Genomic DNA, 21465 nt, shown 5'->3' with positions numbered 1-21465 from the left:
GCCACGGCCTGCGCGATGCAGCTGGCGTCGACCAGCACCAGGTCGGCGCGCGCGCCCGGCGCCAGGCCATAGTCCGTAAACCCACAGGCGCGGGCCGCTGCCGCGGCCACGCAGTCGAAAGCCCACTCGACCTCGTCGTCGCGCCGCAAGTCGTTGCGCAGGCCGATCAGCATGGCGCGCGCCAGCATGTCGGGGCTGCCGTAGGGAGTCCAGGTGTCGCGGATGCCGTCGTTGCCGCCGAAGATCGTCACTCCTGCCTCGCGGCAGGCGCGCACGGCGGGTACGGGCCGCGACGGCGGCGCGGTGGTCAGCAAGGCCACATCCAACGCGGCCAGCCGCCGCAACAGGCCGTCCAGCCGCTTCGCGTCCACCCCGCCCAGACAGAAGGCGTGGCTGATGACGACCTTGCCCTGCATACCCAGCGCCTGCACCCGGTCCAGGATCAGGTCCAGCGTGAACGCGCCCAGTTCTCCCGGCTCGTGCAGATGGATATCGATGGGCTTGCCGTGCTTGCTGGCAATACCGAACAACACGTCGAGCGATTTCGCCGGATCGCGGTCTATGGCCGATGGATCCAGTCCGCCCAACACGTCCGCGCCCTGCGCCAGGGCCTGGTCCAGCAGCTCGGCGGTGCCGGGCCGGATCAGGAGACCCGACTGGGGAAAGGCTACGGTCTGGATCTGGACGCGTCCGGCCAGTTCCTGGCGCGTGGCATGCACGCCTTCCAGGTGACGCAGCCCGGCGTCGGTATCGATGTCTACGTGGGTGCGGATGCGGGTCGTGCCTTCGCGCAGGAAGGCCAGCGCCAGCGCGCGCGAATGGCTGGCCGCGTCATGGCCGCTGCGGGCGCGCCAGGCGCGCTCGTTCTCGATGCGGTCGGTCAACGCCGGCCCCACCTGGTTCACGTACCAGGGCGAGTCCCAGGTGGTCTTGTCCAGGTGCGTATGGCCTTCGACCAGGCCTGGCAGCAGCAAGGCGCCCGCGCCGTCCTCGACAGGCACGCCGGGCTCGGCGCGGCGTCCGGACTCTATATTCTGGATGCGCCCATCGCGCACCAGCACGTCCACCGCAGCGCCTTGCGGCGTGCGGACATTTTTCAACAACAGATCGGTCATGGCAGGCTTCCAGGCGCCGCGCGCGGCGGCCGGCGTTGCGCAGACCAGGCGGCACGCGCCGTCAAATCAGGCTTGAGGCGGTTCTATCCAGAAAAAACGCTCGCCCTGGCGGACCATGTCGGCCACGCCTTCGGCGCCGATACGGTAATCCGTACCCATCAGCGTGGCGCCGCCATCCTCATGGATATGAATGATGGCCAGCGGGTCGTTTGCCATGGTGTACCAGTAGTAACCCGGCTTGAGATCATGCAGGTTCGTAGTCATGTTTCGAGTATACAAACATCCCCGCGCCGTATTCAAAAAGACACAAATATCCAGGCCATGCCTGACATGATGGGCACGAGGCGGCATACTTCCCGATTCCAGGCCCAAACCGCCCGCACCGTAGGCATGCGTCGACCCGGCTGTCGCCGCATTGGCGCATATGCTTTGATCGTAAGAGGAACCGCGAGCGTATGAAAAGGCAGTCTCTTCAATTCAGCGAGCCGCTTAAACAAGCTGTTTTGGACGGCCACAAAGTACAGAGCCGGCGCATCCTGAAGCCGCAGCCCACCAAGCTGACCACGGTCTGGTATGCCGATGCCGCGGATTCCGGCAGATGGGTGGCCATGGGCCCCTCGCTGGATCACCCGTCCGAACTGCGCAAGACCTCCAGCTGGGTCAGGTGTCCTTATGGCAAATCCGGCGATAGCATCGAATTGACCGATGAAGCCGGCAATACCTTCGCCACCGCCGTCATCGTGGGGGTGCGCATCCAACGCCTGCAGACCCTGTCCGAGGCCGATGCCCGCGCCGAAGGCACGCCTGCCCTGTATCAAAGCTCCGCCCTGCTGCCGGGCGTGCCGCTGCAAACGGCGTTTGCCTTGACCTGGTGCGAGCGCTACGGCTCGCATGCCTGGGCCGCCAACCCCTGGGTATGGGTAGTCGAATTCCGCCGCCAGCAGGCCGACGGCGAACAGGACGCCTAGAGCGGCTTACCCTTGCCCGCGCGGAAAACTGGTGCGCCGGCGCAACGCCGTTACCTGGAAACAGGGGCGGATGGTGACCGCCTGTAACTTGCCCGCCTGACTTCACCTGATTCCAGGCGATTTCAATCGATTTCAATCACGGCGGCTCCAGAGCGGGCAATGGCTGCTGCGGGGCAGCAAGCCGCATGCCGCCTTTGCGGGGACGGTTGCGGATTGTCGCGATTGACGCCGGCCCGCTTACTTCTGCCTGACCAAAAAGCCCGAAAATGGCATCACCGAATACTCAACTTTGCTGCGTCATGCAGCAGGCAGGTGCAACATGAAAAAATGGCTTATCGCTGGTGCTGGCGCCGCTGGTCTGCTGATCTCCAGCGTCGCCCTGGCTCGCGTGGACGTCGGTATCTCGATCGGCGTGCCGGGCATCATGTACCCCGCGCCGGTCTACGTCGCGCCGCAGCCCGTATATGTGGCGCCCCCGCCTCCCGTGTATTACCGCCCTGCGCCCGTTTATGTTGCGCCTCCGGTGGTTTACCCGGCGCCGGTTTATTACCGCGGCGGCGGCCGCTACTACGACCGCGGCTATTACTATGGACGCGGCCGCGGGCACGATCATCATCATGGCCGCGGCCGCGGACATGATCGCGACGATTGAGCCGCGCGACGGCCGCCAGGCGCAAGCCTGCTGGCACCAGAAAAGACAAAGGCCACTCTGCGAGTGGCCTTTTTTTCTGCGCGGCAATGTCCGGTGCCGTGCGGAAAGTGCCTCAGGCCGCGGGGGCCTGCACGGGTTTGCCGGCCAGCACGGCCGGTTGCTGCGGGGTATTGCTGGCCTTGCCATCGCTCCACCGCGGCGCTTCCTGAACGAGATCGATCCAACGGCGGGGCTCGCTCGACGACCGCCACCAACCATTATGCGGACGCATGGGCAAACTCCGGTTCACCGTTGAAACGCACGCCGTTGATGCCCTGAAACAGCTGCAGGCTTTCCTGCTCGGCTTCGTGCAGGCTCGAAAACGGCGCCTGGCCTGGGACGGTCCAGCATTTTTCCGGCGCGGTACCGCCAACTCGGCGGGTCCATATCTGCACACGGTAACCCTGCTCGTCCTCCTGAGCCACGGAGCATCTCACACGAAAATCTCCAATCATTCTTGAAGTCATGGGCAACTCCTTGTTATTTAAGTGAATGAAGCGTGTAGCACACGGGGCGTATTGTGCCGTAACTATCCGGCCCTTTTATTGGAATACACAATTGCTCACATCAAAATCAAGCATTCTCGCCGGGAGGTTAATAGCCTGAGGCGACAGGAATATGTACAGATAATAAAAAAAACGGAGCCCTGGAGGCTCCGTCTTTTACTCCGCCAAATGACGGATCGACAGGCTGTATCGCTTGAGGTTTACGCCGTCGGATTCAATACCGTCAGGCCGCCCATATAAGGCTGCAGCGCTTCCGGAATCAGCACGCTGCCGTCGGCTTGCTGATGGTTTTCCAGCACGGCGACCAGCGCGCGGCCCACGGCCAAGCCCGAACCATTCAGCGTGTGTACATATTCCGGCTTGCCCTGGGCGTTGCGGAAACGCGCCTGCATGCGGCGGGCCTGGAAGGTCTCGCAGTTCGACACCGAGGAAATCTCGCGCCAGGTGTTCTGCGCCGGCAGCCAGACTTCCAGGTCATAGGTCTTGGCCGAGCCGAAACCCATGTCGCCGGTGCACAGCAGCACCACGCGGTACGGCAGGCCCAAGAGCTGCAGCACGCGCTCGGCGTGGCCGACCATGTCTTCCAGCGCCTGGTAGGACTGATCGGGTTGCGTGATCTGCACCATTTCGACCTTGTCGAACTGGTGCTGGCGGATCATGCCGCGGGTATCGCGGCCACCGCTGCCGGCTTCGGAACGGAAGCACGGCGTATGCGCGGTGAGCTTGAGCGGCAGGTCGGCGGCGGCCTGGATGGTGTCGCGCGCCACGCTGGTCAGGGTGATTTCCGAGGTGGAGATCAGGTACTGGTCTTCACGCACATAAGGCTTGCCCTGGTCATCGACCTTGGGATCGTCGTCGCCGCCGCCCTTGGACACGGCGAACATGTCGTCCTTGAACTTCGGCAGCTGGCCCGTGCCGTACAGCGTCGAGGCATTGACGATGTACGGCGTGTAGCACTCGGTATAGCCGTGCGTGCCGGTCTGCAAGTCCAGCATGAACTGCGACAGCGCGCGGTGCAGGCGCGCGATGGGGCCGCGCATGAACGAGAAGCGGGCGCCGGACAGCTTGGCGGCCATGTCGAAATCCAGCCCCAGGGGTTCGCCGATAGCGACGTGGTCGCGCGCCTCGAACGCCAGGGCCGGCGGATTGCCGTCGGCGCCGGCCGCGCCGGGCAGCCAACGGCGCACCTCGACGTTCTCGTCGGCGGACTCGCCCAGCGGCACGCTGGCGTGCGGCAGATTGGGCACCGACATCAGCAATTCGTTGAGCGGCTGCTGCAAAGCGGCCAGCTCCTCTTCGAGCTGCTTCAGGCGCTCGGGCACGGCCTGGGATTCCGCCATGACGGCGCTGGCGTCCTCGCCCTTGGCCTTGAGCTGGCCGATCTGCTTGGCCAGCGCGTTGCGGCGGGCTTGCAGGGACTCGGTTTCGGTCTGGACAGCCTTGCGGCGGGATTCCAGCTCATTGAACCGTTCCGTGTCGAAGGACACGCCACGGCTTTTGAGGCGGTCGACGACGGTTTGCAGGTCTTTGCGCAGCAGTATCGGGTCTAGCATGGTGATATCGGTGAGGTTGCGTGAAGCAACGGGCACAGCCCGTTACCGTTTCTTGGCGCGTTCCTGAGCGTCCAGCTCGCGCAGGAATGCCAGCTTTTGCTGGATTTTAGCCTCCAGGCCGCGATCGGTCGGCCGATAGAAGGAGGGATTGAGTCCATCGGGGAAATATTGCTCGGCGGCGGCGTAGCCATGCGGCTCGTCGTGGGCATAGCGGTAGGCCTTGCCGTGGCCCAGCTGCTTCATCAATTTGGTGGGCGCGTTGCGCAAGTGGATCGGCACCGGCGCGCTGCCGTGCTCGGCCGCGAACTTGCGCGCCTGGTTGTAGGCGTTGTAGACGGCGTTCGACTTGGCGGCACAGGCCATGTAGACCACCGCCTGCGCCAACGCCAGCTCGCCTTCCGGCGAACCCAGCCGCTCGTAGATATCGGCGCCGTTCACGGCCAGGTCGGTGGCGCGCGGATCGGCCAGGCCGATGTCTTCCACCGCCATGCGCACCAGCCGGCGCGACAGGTATTTGGGATCGGCGCCGCCGTCGATCATGCGGCAGAACCAGTACAGCGCGGCGTCGGGATTGGAGCCGCGCACTGACTTGTGCAGGGCGCTGATCTGGTCGTAGAACGCGTCCCCGCCCTTGTCGAAGCGGCGCAGGTTCTGCGACAGCGAAATCTCCAGCCAGGCCGCGTCCACCGTGTCGCGGCCGGCGGCCTGGGCCGATTCGGCCACCACTTCGACCGCGCTGATCAGGCGCCGCGCGTCGCCGTCGGCCCAGGCCGCCAGCTGTTCGCGCGCGTCCGCATCGACATGGATGCGCTCGCCCTCTTCCAGCCCGTCGTTCAGGGCCTGCACGGCGCGATCGACCAGCTGCTGCAGTTCCTCGGCCGTGAGCGATTGCAGCACGTACACCCGCGCCCGCGACAGCAATGCCGAATTGACTTCGAACGAAGGATTTTCGGTGGTGGCGCCGATGAAGGTGAACAGCCCGCTTTCCACATAGGGCAGGAACGCGTCCTGCTGCGCCTTGTTGAAGCGGTGCACCTCGTCGACGAACAGGATGGTGCGGCGGCCCTGGCCTTGCGCAATCTGGGCCACCGTGACCGCGTCGCGGATGTCCTTGACCCCGCCCAGCACCGCCGAGATGGCGATGAACTGCGCGTCGAAGCCGTCAGCCATCAACCGCGCCAGCGTGGTCTTGCCCACTCCCGGCGGCCCCCAGAAGATCATGGAGTGCGGGCGGCCCGACTCGAATGCGACGCGCAGGGGCTTGTCCGGCCCCAGCAGGTGCGACTGCCCGACCACGTCGGACAGCGTACGCGGGCGCAGCCGTTCAGCCAGGGGCACATAGGGCCGATGCGCAGGATCGGCCGCGAAGAGATCGTTGCTCATTGGCAGAAGATGAGGGGAGACAGCAAGTAATTCAAGTCAGCATTACACCATGGCCGCAAGTCTGCCCCGCCCCTGGTGCAGCCCTAGGCCAGCCCCGGCAGCCCGAAGCGCCGGTTCTCCAGCACCGGCAGCACCTTGCGGGCATGGGCCAGGCGCTCGGGGTCGACGTCGGCAAACACCAGCGCTGGCGCCTCGCCAGCGCGCGCCGTCACCACGCCCAGCGGGTCCACCACCATGCTGCAGCCGATGTTGCGCTCCCCGCATTCGCCCGTGGCCGCTACATAACAGGTGTTTTCCAGCGCCCGCGCAGTGACCAGCACTTCCCAATGCATCTCTTTCAAAGGGCCGCGGACCCAGGCGGACGGCAACACCAGGAGATCCGCGCCGTCCAGCGCCAGGCGCCGCGCCAGTTCGGGGAAACGCACGTCATAGCAGGTCATCAGGCCGACGCGCAGGCCGCCGATGTCCAGCAGCGGCGGGATGTCGGCGCCGGGCGTGACGTTGGTGGATTCCTTCATGTTGAAGGCGTCGTACAGATGCAGCTTGCGGTACTGCGACAGGATCTGGCCGTCGCGCAGCGTCACCAGCGTGTTCCAGACGCGCCCTTCCCCGGTCGGCACGTGCACGCACATCATGGTCGCGAGCTGCGAGCCGCGGCTGGCTTCCAGCAGCCGGCTCATGAAGGGGCCATCCAGCGGCTGGGCGGCCTTCAGGACGATCTGCGGATCAGTGATGTCGCGGGCCAGGATGCCTTCAGGCAGGACCAGCAGGCCAGCGCCCCCGGCGCGGGCGCGTTCCATCAGGTCTATGCAGACCTGGGCGTTCTCTTCCCAGACGCGGCTGACGGCGAACTGGCCCAAAGCAACTTTCAGCATGACGCTTTCCTTGTGTCGGAGATTTTTCCTATTGTCGCGCCAAGCGCCCGACTACGCCGACTACGGGAAACTCCTAACTCCCGTTTGTAAATTCTTTTCACGATAATGAAAAAAACAGGTTTTGACGTAAATATTTTCCACAGCAGGCGCCCCATGACGAATTCCTTCTCTCCCGCAGCCCCCCTGGACGTGAACGGCAAAGGCCTGGGCGCCTTTCCGGAATCCTGTACCACCGCCGGCGTGGCGGCGCTGAACTGGAATCTGCTCAACGAGGACGTCAGCCTGCCCGTGGCGGTGCTGTACGAGGCCCGCGTGCGCCACAACCTGCAATGGATGCAGCGCTTCATGGAAGCGTACAAGGTCAAGCTGGCGCCGCACGGCAAGACCACGATGAGCCCGGCGCTGTTCCGGCGCCAGATCGAAGGCGGCGCGTGGGGCGTCACGCTGGCGACGGCGCCGCAGGTTCAGGCGGCTTACCAGCACGGCATCCGCCGGATCCTGATGGCCAACCAACTAGTGGGCCGCGCCAACATGGCCATCATCGCCCGCCTGCTGCGCGATCCGGCCTTCACCTTTTTCTGCATCGTCGATACGCCCGCCAACGCGGCCCAGCTGGGCGCCTACTTCGGCGAACAGGGCCTGACCCTGCCGGTGCTGATCGAACTGGGCCCGCAAGGCGGCCGCACTGGCGTGCGCGACGACGCCCAATTGCAGGCGCTGGCCGAAGAGATCGGCAAATGGCCCGGCCTGGCCCTGGCCGGTATTGAAGTCTACGAAGGCGTGCTGCAGGAAGAAAACGCGATCCGCGCCTTCCTGCGCCGCGCCACTGACTCCCTGCGCAGCCTCGCCGCCGCCGGCCGCCTGCGCACGAACGGCCCGGCCCTGATCTCGGGCGCCGGTTCGGCCTGGTTCGACGTGGTGGCCGAGGAGTTCTCGCAGCTGGACATCGGCGCGCCGCTGGAAATCGTGTTGCGCCCCGGCTGCTACCTGTCGCACGACGTCGGCATCTACCGCTCGGCCGCCGAACGCATCAACGCCCACAACCCGGTGGCCCGGAAAATGGAACCCGGCCTGCAGCCGGCCTTGCAGGTTTGGGCCTATGTGCAATCGCTGCCCGAACCCGGCCGCGCCATCGTGGCCATGGGCAAGCGCGACGCCGCCTTCGACGCCGGCCTGCCCACGCCCGCCGCGCTGTACCGCCCGGGCCGCGACACCACGCCCGGCCAGGCGCCCGCGCACTGGAAGCTGAGCGCGATGATGGACCAGCACGCCTTCATGCAGATCGGCGCCGGCGACGACATCCAGGTCGGCGACATGATCGCCTTCGACATCTCCCACCCCTGCCTGACCTTCGACAAGTGGCGCCAGGTGCTGCTGGTGGACGAGCAATACCGCGTCACCGACGTGGCCGAAACCTTCTTCTGAACGTCCCTGCCCGCCGTGCCGGAACGGGGGCAGGAAGCATCGCGGGATCCCGGCGCACTCATCCAACTACAAGCAAAACCCGTTTTTGACCCTCTGGAGAGAGAATCATGAACTTCCGTACCTCCCGGCGAGGCGCTGGGCTCAATAGCCTGCTGCTGGCCGGCGCAATTGGCTTGACCGCATTGTCGACCCCCGCCCTCTGTGCCACGCCGATCAAGGGAGGCACGATCTCGGTTGCCACCATAGGCGAGCCGCCCACGCTGGATCCGATGACCAGCACGGCCGACCTGGTCGGCATCCTGACCCAGCATTTCTTCGAAACGCTGTACACCTTCGACGGCAAGTGGAACCTGACGCCGCTGCTGGCCGACAAGCTGCCGGACGTCTCGGCTGACGGCCTGACCTACACGATCCCGCTGCGCCAGGGCATCACCTTCCACGACGGTTCCAAGATGGATTCGTCCGACGTGCTGGCCTCGCTCAAGCGCTGGACCGAAACCGCCACGCGCGGCAAGACGGCCGCCAAGATCATCACCGGCATGGAAGCGCCGGACGCCAACACCATCCGCATCACGCTCAAGCAGCCCTATGCGCCCTTGACCGCGCTGCTGGCCATGAACAACAGCGCCGCCGTCATCATGCCCAAGGGCAAGATCGCTCCGGCCCTGACCGAATTCGTCGGCACCGGCCCCTACCAATTGAAGGCGCGCGTGCCCGACCAGTACATCCAGCTGGTCCGCTTCGAAGGCTACAAGCAGCGCGAAGGCGAGCCCGACGGCTTCGGCGGCGCGCGCAAGCAGTACCTGGACGAGATCCGCTTCGTGCCGGTCAGCAATGCCAACACCCGCGTCGAAAGCGCGGTGGCCGGGCAGTTCGACTACGTCGACTCGCTGCCGGTGGAATCGCTGCCCAAGCTCAAGAACGGCCGCTCCGATCCGGTGATGCTCAAGCCCTTCGGTTGGCCACGCCTGGTGCTCAATACCAAGCAGGGCATCATGTCGAACCTGGCGGTCCGCCAGGCCGTGCAGCTGGCGCTCAACGAAGAAGACATGCTGTACGCCGCGTTCGGCGACAAGAACTTCTACAAGCTCAACGGCGACCTCTATCCCGAGGGCTATCCCTGGGCCACGTCGCTGGGCGGCAAGGTCTACAACAAGGGCGACGCCGCCGGCGCCAAGAAACTGGTGGACGGCGCCAACGTGCAGGACCGCAAGATCCGCATCCTGACCAGCCAGCAGTACGAGTTCCACTACAAGATGGCCCTGGTGGCCGCCGAGTACCTGAAGGCCGCCGGCTTCACCGTCGACATGCAGGTGGTGGACTGGGCCACGCTGACGCAACGCCGCCAGGATCCGGCCCTGTGGGACGTCTTCATTACGCACAGCCCCTTCCTGCCTGAACCCGCCTTGATCGACTTCCCGTCCAAGGACGCGCCGGGCTGGTGGGACACGCCGCGCCGCAACCAGACGCTGGACGCCTTCAACCAGGCCCGCAGCCAGGAAGAACGCATCAAGCGCTGGGCTGACGTGCAGCAGGCCGTGTACGACGAAGTGCCCTTCATCAAGGTCGGCGACTTCAATGCCCAGGCGGCGCGCTCGCCGTCGCTGCAAGGCACCAAGGCCGTGCCGTGGCCGTACTTCTGGAACGCCTGGAAGTCCGCCAAGTAAGACGCCGCAACGCGGCAGCGCAAAAGCCGGAACCGGACTGCCTGCCGCGCGCAACCCACCAAGCACGTGACCCACAGCGCGCGCATCCCATCGCGCGCGCCGCCCCCTCCCCACGATACGACGCTTTTTTAGGACACCCATCGTGTTGCGTTATCTCTTAAACCGGCTGGTCGGGCTGGTGGCCGTGATGTTCATCGTCGCGACCATCGTGTTCGTGATCATCCGCGTCACGCCCGGCGACCCGGCCGCCGTGATGCTGGGCCCGCAAGCCAGCCAGCAGGACATCGCCGCGCTGCGCACCCAACTAGGCTTGGACCAGCCGGTTGCCGTGCAGTACCTGTCGTGGCTGGGCAAGCTGGCCCAAGGCGATCTGGGCCAGTCCATCTTCATGAACAAGCCCGTGCTGTCGGCGCTGGCCGACCGCGCCGAACCCACCATCCTGCTGACGCTCATGTCGCTGCTGATCGCCAGCGCCATCGCGCTCCCCGTGGGGATCCTGTCCGCGGTCAAGCGCGGCACCACGCTGGACCAATCGGTGCTGTCGTTCTCGATGTTCACCTCCAGCGTGCCTAGCTTCTGGCTGGGGCTGCTGCTGATGCAAGTGTTCTCGGTCAAGCTGGGCTGGTTGCCGGTGGCCGGCTACGGCGGACCGGACGCCTCGCTCATGACCCGGCTGTCGCACCTGATCCTGCCCGCCGTGGTGCTGGGCCTGGTGAACTCGGCGCTGATCACCCGCTTCATCCGCGCCAGCATGCTGGACGTGCTGCGCGACGACTATGTGCGTACCGCGCGCGCCAAGGGCCTGCCGGAAAGCAAGGTGATCCTGAAGCACGCCGTGCGCAATGCGCTGATCCCCATCCTGACGGTGCTGGGCCTGACCACCGCCCTGCTGATCAGCGGCGCGGTCGTGACCGAAACCGTGTTCGGCCTGCCCGGCGTGGGCAGCCTGGTGGTGTCGGCAGTGCTGCGCCGCGACTACCCCGTCATCCAGGGCGCGCTGCTGATCATCGCGGCCATCTATGTCCTGATCAATCTCCTCATCGACCTGCTGTACCTCTTGGTCGACCCTCGGGTGCGTTACTAATATGGCTATCGCAACTTCCGCCAACTCCGCCGCAGGCGCCGACCGCTGGCAGGTGCTGCGCCTGCTGGTGTCGCGCAAGACGGTGCTGATCAGCCTGATCGTGATCGTCGTGCTGGTGGCCGCCGCCCTGCTGGCGCCCTGGCTCAGCCCCTACGATCCGTTCAAGCTGTCCATCATGAACCGGCTGAAGGCGCCGGGCGCCGCGCACTGGTTCGGCACCGATGACTTCGGGCGCGACGTGTTCAGCCGCGTCATCTACGGCGGCCGCCTGTCGCTGATGGTGGGCTTTTCCGTCGTGATCGTGTCCAGCATCCTGGGCATCGCACTGGGCCTGATCGCCGGCTTCTTCCGCACCGCGGACAAGTTCGTCTCGCGCCTGATCGACGCCATGATGGCCTTCCCCGACATCCTGCTGGCGATCTCGCTGGTGGCCGCGCTGGGACCCTCGCTGGTCAACGTGGTGATCGCGCTGGGCATCGTCTACACGCCGCGCCTGGCCCGCATCGTGCGCGCCTCGACCCTGGTGATCCGCGAACTGCCCTTCGTCGAAGCGGCGCGGGCGCTGGGCGTGCCCACCTGGCGCATCGTCACCGTGCACGTGCTGCGCAACCTGGTGTCGCCCATCCTGGTGCAAGGCACGTTCATCTTCGCCTACGCGATCCTGGCCGAAGCCGGCCTGTCGTTCCTGGGCGTGGGCGTGTCGCCCGACATCCCGACCTGGGGCACCATGATCAACGCCGGCCAGCAATACATGGGCTCGGCCGACTGGATCATGATCTTCCCCGGCATCGCCATCGTGTTGTCCGTGCTGTCGCTGCAACTGGTCGGCGACGGCCTGCGCGACGTCCTCGATCCGCGCCTGCGCAAGGAGCTGTAATCATGACCGCAAGCACCCGAGACGTCGTGCTTTCCGTGGAAGGGCTCAAGACCTGGTTCCACAGCCGCGACGGCATCGCCAAGTCCGTGGACGGCGTGACCTTCGACCTGGCCCGCGGCGAAACGCTGGCCATCGTCGGCGAATCCGGTTCCGGTAAGTCCGTGACCAGCCTGTCCATCATGGGCCTGCTGCCCAAGCCGGCGGGCCGCATCGAGGCCGGCAGGATCCTGTACCGCGACCGCCAGGGCGCGCAGCACGATCTGGCCCAGGCCACGCCCGCCACCCTGCGCAAGATCCGCGGCGCCGAAATCGCCATGATCTTCCAGGAGCCGATGACCAGCCTGAACCCGCTGTACACGGTGGGCGACCAGATCGCCGAGGCCGTGCTGCAACACGAAGGCGGCTCCTATGACGCCGCGCTCCGGCGCGCCCGCGAAATGCTGGAGCGCGTGGAAATCCCGGCGGCCGACCGCCGCGTCAACGAGTACCCGCACCAGATGTCGGGCGGCATGCGCCAGCGCGTGATGATCGCGCTGGCCCTGGCTTGCAACCCCGCCGTGCTGATCGCCGACGAGCCCACCACCGCGCTGGATGTGACGGTGCAGGCGCAGATCCTGGACCTGCTGCGCCGGCTGCAGGCCGAAATGAACATGAGCATCCTGTTCATCACGCACAACCTGGGCGTGGTGGCCGAAATCGCGCATCGCGTGGCGGTCATGTACGCCGGGCGCGTGGTCGAGGACGCCGGCGTCTACGACCTGTTCGAAAAGCCCACGCATCCCTACACCCGCGGCCTGCTGTCCTGTCTGCCCACCGCCGCCCTGCTGGCTTCGGGCGAACGCCTGCGCGCCATTCCCGGCAACGTGCCCAGCGTGCTGTCGCTGCCGCCCGGCTGCACCTTCGCGCCGCGCTGCCCGCTGGCCGCCGACGATTGCCGCTCGGCCGTGCCCGAACTCATGCCGGCACAGGCCGAACACCGCGCGCGCTGCATCAAGGTGAATCCGATATGACGAGCATCCCCATCCCCGTCCGCGCCGAAGAGCCGCTGGTGCGGATCCAGGACTTGAAAGTCCACTTTCCCACCTCGCAGGCGCGCAACGCCCCCGTGGTGAAAGCCGTGGACGGCGTCAGCTTCGACGTGCCGCGCAACACCATCGTCGGCCTGGTTGGCGAATCCGGCTCGGGCAAGACCACCACGGGCCGCGCGCTGCTGCGCCTGTTCGCGCCCACCGCCGGACGCATCCTGTTCGACGGCCAGGACATCACCAAACTGTCCGAAAAGCAGATGCTGCCCTGGCGGCGCCGCATGCAGATCGTGTTCCAGGACCCCTACGCCAGCCTCAATCCCCGCATGACGGTGGCCGAGATCCTGGGCGAGGCGCTGGACACCCACCGGCTCGCCCAGAACCGCCGCCTGGCCCGCATCGGCGAACTGCTGGAACGCGTGGGACTGAACGCCGACCACAGCCGCCGCTATCCGCACGAGTTCTCCGGCGGCCAGCGCCAGCGCATCGGCATCGCCCGCGCACTGGCGGTCGAGCCCGACTTCATCGTGGCCGACGAGCCGGTCTCGGCCCTGGACGTGTCGGTGCAGGCACAGGTGCTGAACCTGCTGCAGGACCTGCAGCGCGACCTCGGCCTGACCATGCTGTTCGTGGCCCACGACCTGGCGGTGGTGGACTACCTGTGCGATGAGGTGGTGGTGATGTACCTGGGCCGCGTCATGGAACGCGGCCCGACCAGCGAGGTCTACGCCCGCCCCCGCCATCCCTATACCCGCGCGCTGCTGTCCGCCGCGCCGGTGCCGGATCCGCGCGCCCCGCGTTCGCGTATTCTGCTCAAGGGCGACATCCCCAGCCCGGTCAATCCGCCTTCGGGCTGCGTGTTCCGCACCCGCTGCCCGCATGCCATCGACAGCTGTGCGACGACCGAGGCGCAAGCCGTCAGCGTCGGCCCGGGCCACTACGTGGCTTGTTCGCGCATCGGCGATGCCGAGCTGGCCGCCTGATAGCCGCCCTGCCCAGACCAGAGACCCAGGAAGCCCACATGAACATCATCCGCGACATCGTCTTCCAGATACGCAGTCGGCGGGACTCGCTGAGCGTGACCGAACGCAAGGTCGCCGACGCCATCCTGGACGACATCATCTGGGGCGCCAGCGCCACCGTCGACCAACTGGCCGCCAAGGCTGGCGTCAGCATCGCCACCATCTCGCGCTTCGCGCGCACCGTCGGCTGCGACGACACGCGCGACCTGAAGCTCAAGCTGGCCCAGGCCAGCACCGTGGGCAGCCGCTTCCTCGACCCCAGCGCACCGGCCGAGGAAAGCACCTTCTACGCCCGCATCTACGCCGACATCGAAAGCACGCTGCGCGCGCATCTGCCCAACTTCACCGAGCAGCTGTTCGAAGCCGCTGCCGCCATCGTCGACGGCGCCCGCATGATCTACGTGTTCGGCATGGGCGGCGCGTCGGCCGTGCTGGCGCAGGAAGTGCAGTCGCGCCTGGTGCGGCTGGGCTACCCCATCGCCGTCTACAGCGACGCGGTGCTGCTGCGCATGGTCGCGGCCACCCTGGACGAACGCGATGCCGTGCTGATCCTGTCGGCCTCGGGCCTCACGCCGGAGATCGTCGGCGCGGCCCGCATCGTCAAGCAGTACCAGGCGCGCATCGTCGCCATCACCGACGCGACCTCCGCGCTCGCCGAGCTGGCCGATGTGGTGCTGCCCATCCGCACCGACGAGACCGACTTCATCTACAAGCCCTCGGCATCGCGCTACGCGATGATGCTGGCCATAGACCTGCTCTCGACCGAGCTGGCCATGCTGAACCAAGAAGAAAACCGAGAGCGCCTGCGCCGCATCAAGCTGGCGCTGGACGAACACCGCGGCGGCCCGAACCGCCTGCCGCTGGGCGATTGAACTGGAACACAAGATGTACGACACCCTAATAGGCAATGTGCTGGTCCTGGACGGCACCGGCGAGGCCGCCTACCGCGCCAGCGTGGCGCTGGCCGACGGCCGCATCGCCGCCATCGGCGACCTGCCCGGCGCCGCGGCCCAGCAGATCATCGACGGCTCAGGCCTGGCGCTGGCCCCCGGCTTCATCGACGTGCACACGCATGACGACACCAACGTCATCCGCACGCCGGACATGCTGCCCAAACTTTCCCAGGGCGTCACCACCGTGGTGGTGGGCAATTGCGGCATCAGCGCCTCGCCGGTAGCCCTGCGCGGCGAGCCGCCGGATCCGATGAACCTGTTGGGGTCCCGCGCGGACTTCAGCTACCCCACCTTTGCCGACTACACCCGCGCCATCGAGGCTGCGCAGCCTGCCGTGAACGTGGCGGCGCTGGTCGGCCACACCGCCTTGCGCAGCAACCACATGGACCGGCTGGACCGCGCCGCCACGCGCGACGAAGTCCTGGCCATGCGCGCACAGCTGCGCGATGCGCTGGCGCACGGCGCCGTCGGCCTGAGCACCGGGCTGGCCTATGCCTCCGCCTTCGACGCGGACACCGAAGAGGTCAAGCTGCTGGCCGAGGCCCTGGACGAATTCGGCGCGCTCTACACCACCCACCTGCGCTCGGAATTCGCCACCATCCTGGAAGCCATGCAGGAAGCCTTCGACATCGCCCAGCATGCCCGCGTGCCCGTGGTGGTCTCGCACCTGAAGTGCGCCGGGGCCGGCAACTGGGGCCGCACGAAGGAAGTCCTGGCCGCGCTGGAGACCGCTGGCCGCCTGCAGCACGTGGGCTGCGACTGCTATCCCTATTCGGCCAGCTCGTCCACGCTGGACCTGAAGCAGGTCACGGACGAGTTCGACATCGATATCACCTGGTCCGTGCCGCATCCGGAACAGGCCCGCCGCAAGCTGGCCGAGATCGCCGCCGACTGGGGCGTGCCCCTGCTGGAAGCGGCCGCGCGCCTGCAGCCGGCGGGCGCGGTGTACCACAACATGCACGAAGACGACGTGCGCCGCGTGCTGTCGCATCGGCTCACCATGGTGGGGTCCGACGGCCTGCCCAACGATCCCATGCCGCATCCCCGACTGTGGGGCGCGTTCCCGCGCGTGCTGGGGCACTACAGCCGCGACGTGGGCCTGTTCCCGCTGACCGAGGCCGTGCACAAGATGACCGGCCTGTCCGCCTCCCGCTTCGGGCTGGCCGAGCGCGGCCTGGTGCGCGAGGGCTACCACGCGGACCTGGTGCTGTTCGACCCGGCCACGGTCATCGACCGCGCCACCTTCGCCGAGCCGGTGCAGACCGCGGCCGGCATCGAGGCAGTCTGGGTCAATGGCGCCCTGTCCTATCGCCAGGGCGTAGCCACCGGCGACCGCGCCGGCCGCTGGCTGCCGCGCAGCGGCGACCTGCGCAAGAACTTCCAATAGGCGCCAGGCGTACGCCCGGCGCCAGACAGGCCATCATTTCAAGGAGAGAACCATGAACAATGCTCCCACCGCCGACAGCAACGGCATCACCCGCTACGGCGTCGCCGGCGGCACCGGCCAGGGCGGCTCGCACATGCCCTTCGCCCGCGCGGTCGCGGCCGACGGCTGGCTGCACGTGTCCGGCCAGGTGCCGATGGACAACGGCGAAGTCGTCGAAGGTGGCATCGTGACCCAATCGCACAAGGCCATCCAGCAGGTGCTGGCCATCCTGCAGGAAGCCGGCTACGGCCCCGAACACGTCGTGCGCTGCGGCGTATGGCTGGACGACGCGCGCGACTTCGCGTCGTTCAACAAAGTATTCAAGGAGTACTTCGGGGAGAATCCGCCGGCCCGGGCCTGCGTGCAGTCGTCACTGGTGGTCGACGCCAAGGTCGAGGTGGACTGCATCGCGTACAAGCGCCCCCACGCCGCGCCCGCTAACGCGGGCTAGCTGCCCCGAGGAGGCTTTTCCCCTTGGAAAAGGGTGTATCTAATCAAAAAGCCTGGCGTTGCCAGGCTTTTTCACATCACATCTTCACCACATCCACACCCTTGGGCGCAACGAACTGGAATTCCTTGGCCGGCAGCTGCGGGTTGGCGGCGATGCCGGACAGGTCCACGCGGGTGGTCTGGCCAAACGAATCCAGCAGTTCCACGCGCACGGGCAGGTTGTCCTTCATGCCAATGTCGACGCGCGAGAAGCCCGCGTCGGCGGTGCGCGGCTTGGCGCGCAGCCAATCGATCCCATCCTTGGACGGCAGGGCCGAAACGTCGAACGACTGCTCCAGCGAACCCGAGCCGAACAGGATGGCGGCGGGCGAGGTGCCGATGGCGGCGTCGACCTTGCGTTCGGTCACCTGGGCCAGGTCGGGATCGAACTGGAACACCTGGCGGCCGTCCGACACCACCAGTTGTTCATAGGGCTTCTGCACCGCCCACTTGAACTTGCCGGGGCGCTGGAACGAGAACACGCCGGTCTGGGCGGGTTGCGTGCGGCCCTGGTTGTTCACCGTGTACTGCGAGAACGAACCGGTGGCCGAAGTCACCGTGGCCACGAAGGCGCGCAGTTGCTCCTGCGCGCTGGCGGCGTACACCATGGCGGGCGCCAGGCTCAGGGCCGCGACGGCGGCCAGTCGGCGGAACATCATCATTACGCTTCCTCTCGGGCGGCGGCGGCCGCGGGAACGAGGATCTCGCGGTTGCCGTTGGACTGCATCGCCGACACCATACCCGATTGCTCCATCTGCTCCAGTAACCGGGCAGCACGGTTGTAACCAATGCGCAGGTGGCGCTGCACCAGCGAGATGGACGCGCGGCGGTGCTTGAGCACCACTTCGCACGCCTGGTCGTACATCGGGTCCGATTCGGCATCACCGCCTATGCCGGTGACGCTGCTGGCGCCTTCGCCGCCGTCGCCGTCCAAGCCGCCTTCCAGCAGGCCTTCGATGTAATTGGGTTCGCCCTGGGCCTTGAGGCTTTCCACCACGCGGTGCACTTCGTCGTCGCTGCAGAACGCTCCGTGCACGCGCACCGGCAGGCCGGTGCCCGGCGGCATATAGAGCATGTCGCCCTGGCCCAGCAGGGTCTCGGCGCCCATCTGGTCAAGAATGGTGCGCGAGTCGATTTTGGACGACACCTGGAACGCGATGCGCGTCGGGATGTTGGCCTTGATCAGGCCGGTGATCACGTCCACGCTGGGACGCTGGGTGGCCAAAATGAGGTGGATGCCGGCGGCGCGCGCCTTCTGCGCCAAGCGGGCGATCAGTTCTTCGATCTTCTTGCCCACCACCATCATCAGGTCGGCGAGTTCGTCGATGACCACCACAATGGTGGGCAGCGGCGCCAGCGGTTCGGGCTGATCCGGGGTCAGCGAGAACGGATTCGGGATGGGTTCCTCGCGCTTGATCGCGTCGCGGATCTTGGTGTTGTAGCCCGCCAGGTTGCGCACGCCCATCTTGCTCATCAGGCGGTAGCGCTTTTCCATTTCGCCCACGCACCAGTTCAGCGCGTTGGAGGCATGGCGCATGTCGGTGACCACGGGCGCCAACAGGTGCGGAATACCTTCGTAGACGCTCATTTCGAGCATCTTCGGATCGATCAGGATCAGCCGGGTGTGGGACGCGTCCGCCTTGTACAGCAGCGACAGGATCATGGCGTTGATCCCCACGGACTTACCTGAACCGGTCGTGCCCGCCACCAGCAGGTGAGGCATCTTGGCCAGGTCGGCCACCACCGGGTTGCCGGCGATGTCCTTGCCCAGCGCCATCGTCACCACCGAATGGCTGGCGTGGTAGGTCTGCGAGCCCAGGATCTCGGACAGGCGCACCATCTGGCGGCGCGGGTTGGGCAGTTCCAGGCCCATCAGGTTCTTGCCCGGAATGGTTTCCACCACCCGGATGCTGACCAGGCTCAGCGCGCGCGCCAGGTCCTTGGCCAGGTTGACGATCTGGCTGCCCTTCACGCCCGTGGCGGGCTCGATTTCGTAGCGCGTGATGACCGGGCCGGCCTGCGCCGCCACCACGGTGACCGACACGCCGAAGTCGGCCAATTTCTTTTCGATCAGGCGCGAGGTGAATTCAATGGTTTCGGCCGACACCGTTTCCTGGTTGGTCAGGGGGGGATCCAGCAGGCTGATCGCCGGCAGGTCGCCTTCGGCGCCGCCCGAGGGCGCGAAGAACAGCGACTGCTGCTTTTCCTTTTCGACCCGTTCGGACTTGGGCACCACGGTAATCGCCGGTTCGATCCGGACCGGCTGCTCATGGACCAGTTTTTCCTGCTTGGCCACGACCTGCTCGGTGCGCACGGCCTTGGCGACTTCGCCGACCTTACGGTCTTCGCGCGCGGCATAGGAATCGCGCACGCGGCGCACCAGGCCTTCCAGCCAGGAGCCCACGCGTTCGGCGATGGCCAGCCACGAGAACGAGAAAAAGAGGCTCAGGCCAATGGCTAGCATGACCAGGAAGGCGAGCGTGCTGCCGGTGAAGCCGATGCTGCGGCCGATCAGGTCGGCCAGCGTCTGGCCGATCACGCCGCCCGCGCCGCTGGTGTTTTCCGAGGCGCCGGGCAGATGCGTGCCACGGCTGGCCAGGCGCAGGGCTTCCATGCCCAGCGACCCCACCAACAGCAGGAAGAAACCGATGCCCTCTTCCCAATGGACGCGGGGCAATACTTCCGGCTGTTTACTATTGGTAACGCGAAGGTGGCTGGCCAGGCGGCGGTAGCCCGCCCGCACCCGGTGCAGCAGCAGGATCACCCACCACCAGGCGGAGAAACCGAACAGATAGAGCAGGATGTCCGCCAGATAGGCGCCCAGGGTCCCGCCCCGGTTGTGGATGGCACCGGCGGGGACGGAATGCGACCAGCCCGGGTCGGCGGCGTTCCAGGTGGCCAGCACCAGCGTCAGCCAGGCCGCCAGGGCGGCGAAGAGGATCCAGCGGGCTTCACGCAGCAGCGCGGACAAGCGCGTCTGCAGGGGGGAAGGCCCGTTACGGGTGTTGCGCGAGGCGCGCGGAGAAGCAGTCGAGATACGCGGCATGCGGCTCATTATAATTGGGCGTTAACCTAAAGATACCCGCCCATGTCCACGCCTACGCACGCTAAAGTTTTGATACTCGGTTCCGGCCCTGCCGGTTACACGGCGGCCGTCTATGCGGCACGCGCCAATCTGAGCCCTGTTCTTGTTACAGGTCTGGCCCAAGGCGGCCAGCTCATGACCACCACGGACGTCGACAACTGGCCGGCCGACGCCGATGGCGTGCAGGGTCCGGACCTGATGCAGCGCTTCCAGAAGCATGCGGAACGCTTCAACACCGAAATGCTCTTCGACCATATTGCCAAGGTCGACCTGTCCAAGCGCCCGTTCACCCTCACGGGCGACACCGGCAAGATCTACACCTGCGACGCCCTCATCATCGCCACCGGCGCCTCGGCCAAGTACCTCGGCCTGCCGTCGGAAGAGGCCTTCATGGGCCGCGGCGTGTCCGGCTGCGCCACCTGCGACGGCTTCTTCTACCGCAACCAGGACGTGGTCGTGGTCGGCGGCGGCAATACCGCCGTGGAAGAAGCGCTGTACCTGTCGAACATCTGCCGCAAGGTCACCCTGATCCACCGCCGCGACAAGTTCCGCGCCGAACCCATCCTGGTCGACAAGCTCATGAGCAAGGTCGAGAACGGCAATATGGAACTGAAGCTGTTCCATACCCTGGAAGAAGTGCTGGGCGACGACAGCGGTGTTACAGGCGTCCGCGTACGCCACGTGGACACCGGCGCCACCGAAGACATGACGGTCACTGGCGCCTTCATCGCCATCGGCCACCAGCCCAACACCGAGATCTTCCAGGGCCAGCTGGAAATGAAGGATGGCTACATCGTCACCAAGAGCGGCCTGTCCGGCATGGCCACGATGACCTCGGTCCCGGGCGTGTTCGCCGCCGGCGACGTCCAGGACCACGTCTACCGCCAGGCCATCACCAGCGCCGGCACCGGCTGCATGGCCGCGCTGGACGCACAACGGTGGCTGGAGAATGCGGGGCAGTAAGGTCGGCCTGGCCGACCTGAAACGCCTGAAGAAAGACCTGCAGGCCGAGCGCGAGCGCGCCGCCCTCGCCCAGCGGGTGGCGGTGCTGAAAAAGCCCGACACCGCCCCCGTGGACGACATGGTGGCGTTCAAGCGCACCATGAAGTCGGTCACGCCGATCAAGCAGGCCGCCCGGGTGGAACACAAGCCCGTGGCGGAACCCGCGCCCGCCCTGCGCCGCGCCAATGCCTTGGGTGAAACGCCGACGCGCGCCGACGCCGGCGTCTCCGATGGCGGCGAAATCACGCATCTGCTGTCCGAAGGCGGCACCGCCTTCGTGCGCAGCGACGCCGCGCCCGACACCGCCCGCAACCTGCGC

The 21465-nt window shown here is 66.4% G+C and carries 20 protein-coding genes and 1 pseudogene; 13 read left to right on the top strand and 8 right to left on the bottom strand.

Going from position 1 to position 21465, the window contains the following annotated elements:
* Together WBB14_RS12940 and WBB14_RS12935 are read right to left on the bottom strand one after the other, a co-directional pair.
* Positions 1 to 1115, bottom strand: a 1115-nt coding sequence (locus WBB14_RS12940; RefSeq protein WP_424240171.1) for an amidohydrolase family protein, incomplete at its 3' end; no start/stop codon positions are given.
* A gap of 66 nt (positions 1116 to 1181) precedes the next feature.
* Positions 1182 to 1379, bottom strand: coding sequence for a hypothetical protein (locus WBB14_RS12935; protein ID WP_013391913.1), 198 nt, complete (start codon positions 1377 to 1379; stop codon positions 1182 to 1184).
* A 191-nt stretch (positions 1380 to 1570) separates the two neighbouring features.
* Here WBB14_RS12935 and WBB14_RS12930 point away from each other — a divergent pair, with 191 nt between their 5' ends.
* Positions 1571 to 2083 (top strand): hypothetical protein, encoded by a 513-nt coding sequence (locus WBB14_RS12930; RefSeq protein ID WP_424240170.1) that lies wholly within the window; start codon positions 1571 to 1573, stop codon positions 2081 to 2083.
* Between the two features lie 319 nt (positions 2084 to 2402).
* Positions 2403 to 2735, top strand: a complete 333-nt coding sequence (locus WBB14_RS12925) for a virulence factor (RefSeq protein ID WP_424240169.1) — start codon at positions 2403 to 2405, stop codon at positions 2733 to 2735.
* A 257-nt stretch (positions 2736 to 2992) separates the two neighbouring features.
* Here the strand turns inward: WBB14_RS12925 and WBB14_RS12920 are convergent, their stop codons facing one another.
* The 4 genes from WBB14_RS12920 to WBB14_RS12905 form a co-directional block, all read right to left on the bottom strand.
* Complete coding sequence (locus WBB14_RS12920; protein ID WP_082400638.1) at positions 2993 to 3241, bottom strand: hypothetical protein; 249 nt, start codon at positions 3239 to 3241, stop codon at positions 2993 to 2995.
* Between the two features lie 239 nt (positions 3242 to 3480).
* Positions 3481 to 4833 (bottom strand): serine--tRNA ligase, encoded by a 1353-nt coding sequence (serS, locus tag WBB14_RS12915; protein WP_424240168.1) that lies wholly within the window; start codon positions 4831 to 4833, stop codon positions 3481 to 3483.
* 42 nt (positions 4834 to 4875) lie between these two features.
* Positions 4876 to 6216, bottom strand: a complete 1341-nt coding sequence (locus WBB14_RS12910) for a replication-associated recombination protein A (RefSeq protein WP_207468734.1) — start codon at positions 6214 to 6216, stop codon at positions 4876 to 4878.
* A gap of 83 nt (positions 6217 to 6299) precedes the next feature.
* Positions 6300 to 7091: a deaminated glutathione amidase gene (locus WBB14_RS12905; protein WP_424240167.1), complete on the bottom strand. Its 792-nt coding sequence runs from the start codon at positions 7089 to 7091 to the stop codon at positions 6300 to 6302.
* A gap of 153 nt (positions 7092 to 7244) precedes the next feature.
* Between WBB14_RS12905 and WBB14_RS12900 the strand changes: the two genes are divergently transcribed.
* The 9 genes from WBB14_RS12900 to WBB14_RS12860 all read left to right on the top strand — a co-directional run bounded on the left by WBB14_RS12900 (position 7245) and on the right by WBB14_RS12860 (position 17021).
* Positions 7245 to 8516 (top strand): amino acid deaminase, encoded by a 1272-nt coding sequence (locus WBB14_RS12900; RefSeq protein WP_424240166.1) that lies wholly within the window; start codon positions 7245 to 7247, stop codon positions 8514 to 8516.
* 107 nt (positions 8517 to 8623) lie between these two features.
* Positions 8624 to 10183 (top strand): ABC transporter substrate-binding protein, encoded by a 1560-nt coding sequence (locus WBB14_RS12895; protein ID WP_424240165.1) that lies wholly within the window; start codon positions 8624 to 8626, stop codon positions 10181 to 10183.
* Between the two features lie 142 nt (positions 10184 to 10325).
* Positions 10326 to 11267 (top strand): ABC transporter permease, encoded by a 942-nt coding sequence (locus WBB14_RS12890; RefSeq protein WP_332010558.1) that lies wholly within the window; start codon positions 10326 to 10328, stop codon positions 11265 to 11267.
* A 1-nt stretch (position 11268) separates the two neighbouring features.
* A complete protein-coding gene (locus tag WBB14_RS12885; RefSeq protein ID WP_207468738.1) occupies positions 11269 to 12144 on the top strand; it encodes an ABC transporter permease in 876 nt (291 codons plus the stop codon).
* A 2-nt stretch (positions 12145 to 12146) separates the two neighbouring features.
* Positions 12147 to 13154, top strand: coding sequence for an ABC transporter ATP-binding protein (locus WBB14_RS12880; protein WP_424240164.1), 1008 nt, complete (start codon positions 12147 to 12149; stop codon positions 13152 to 13154).
* Positions 13151 to 14152 carry an ABC transporter ATP-binding protein gene (locus WBB14_RS12875; RefSeq protein WP_424240163.1) on the top strand — a complete coding sequence of 334 codons (1002 nt, stop codon included), beginning with the start codon at positions 13151 to 13153 and terminating at the stop codon, positions 14150 to 14152. The genes WBB14_RS12880 and WBB14_RS12875 overlap by 4 nt, the downstream gene beginning before the upstream one ends.
* A gap of 38 nt (positions 14153 to 14190) precedes the next feature.
* Entirely contained in the window at positions 14191 to 15063 is an 873-nt protein-coding gene (locus WBB14_RS12870) for a MurR/RpiR family transcriptional regulator (RefSeq protein ID WP_424240162.1), read from the top strand.
* Between the two features lie 13 nt (positions 15064 to 15076).
* On the top strand, positions 15077 to 16531 hold the full coding sequence (locus tag WBB14_RS12865; protein ID WP_424240161.1) for an N-acyl-D-amino-acid deacylase family protein: 1455 nt from the start codon (positions 15077 to 15079) through the stop codon (positions 16529 to 16531).
* A gap of 52 nt (positions 16532 to 16583) precedes the next feature.
* Entirely contained in the window at positions 16584 to 17021 is a 438-nt protein-coding gene (locus WBB14_RS12860; protein ID WP_424240160.1) for a RidA family protein, read from the top strand.
* A gap of 76 nt (positions 17022 to 17097) precedes the next feature.
* Here the strand turns inward: WBB14_RS12860 and lolA are convergent, their stop codons facing one another.
* Positions 17098 to 17721: an outer membrane lipoprotein chaperone LolA gene (gene lolA, locus WBB14_RS12855; protein ID WP_424240159.1), complete on the bottom strand. Its 624-nt coding sequence runs from the start codon at positions 17719 to 17721 to the stop codon at positions 17098 to 17100.
* Positions 17721 to 20105 (bottom strand): DNA translocase FtsK, encoded by a 2385-nt coding sequence (locus WBB14_RS12850; RefSeq protein ID WP_424240158.1) that lies wholly within the window; start codon positions 20103 to 20105, stop codon positions 17721 to 17723. The genes lolA and WBB14_RS12850 overlap by 1 nt, the downstream gene beginning before the upstream one ends.
* 42 nt (positions 20106 to 20147) lie before the next feature.
* Between WBB14_RS12850 and trxB the strand changes: the two genes are divergently transcribed.
* The gene (trxB, locus tag WBB14_RS12845; protein WP_424240157.1) at positions 20148 to 21107 is read left to right on the top strand and encodes a thioredoxin-disulfide reductase; all 960 of its coding nucleotides are present in this window, start codon (positions 20148 to 20150) and stop codon (positions 21105 to 21107) included.
* A pseudogene (locus tag WBB14_RS12840) lies at positions 21094 to 21465 on the top strand (Smr/MutS family protein); the annotation flags it as partial. The gene trxB and the pseudogene WBB14_RS12840, both read left to right, overlap by 14 nt.

It is taken from the genome of Achromobacter sp. (assembly GCF_049647645.1).
Taxonomy (GTDB): domain Bacteria; phylum Pseudomonadota; class Gammaproteobacteria; order Burkholderiales; family Burkholderiaceae_B; genus Achromobacter.
Note: the sequence above shows the minus strand (reverse complement) of the source record. Positions and strands in the feature narration are given on the sequence as shown.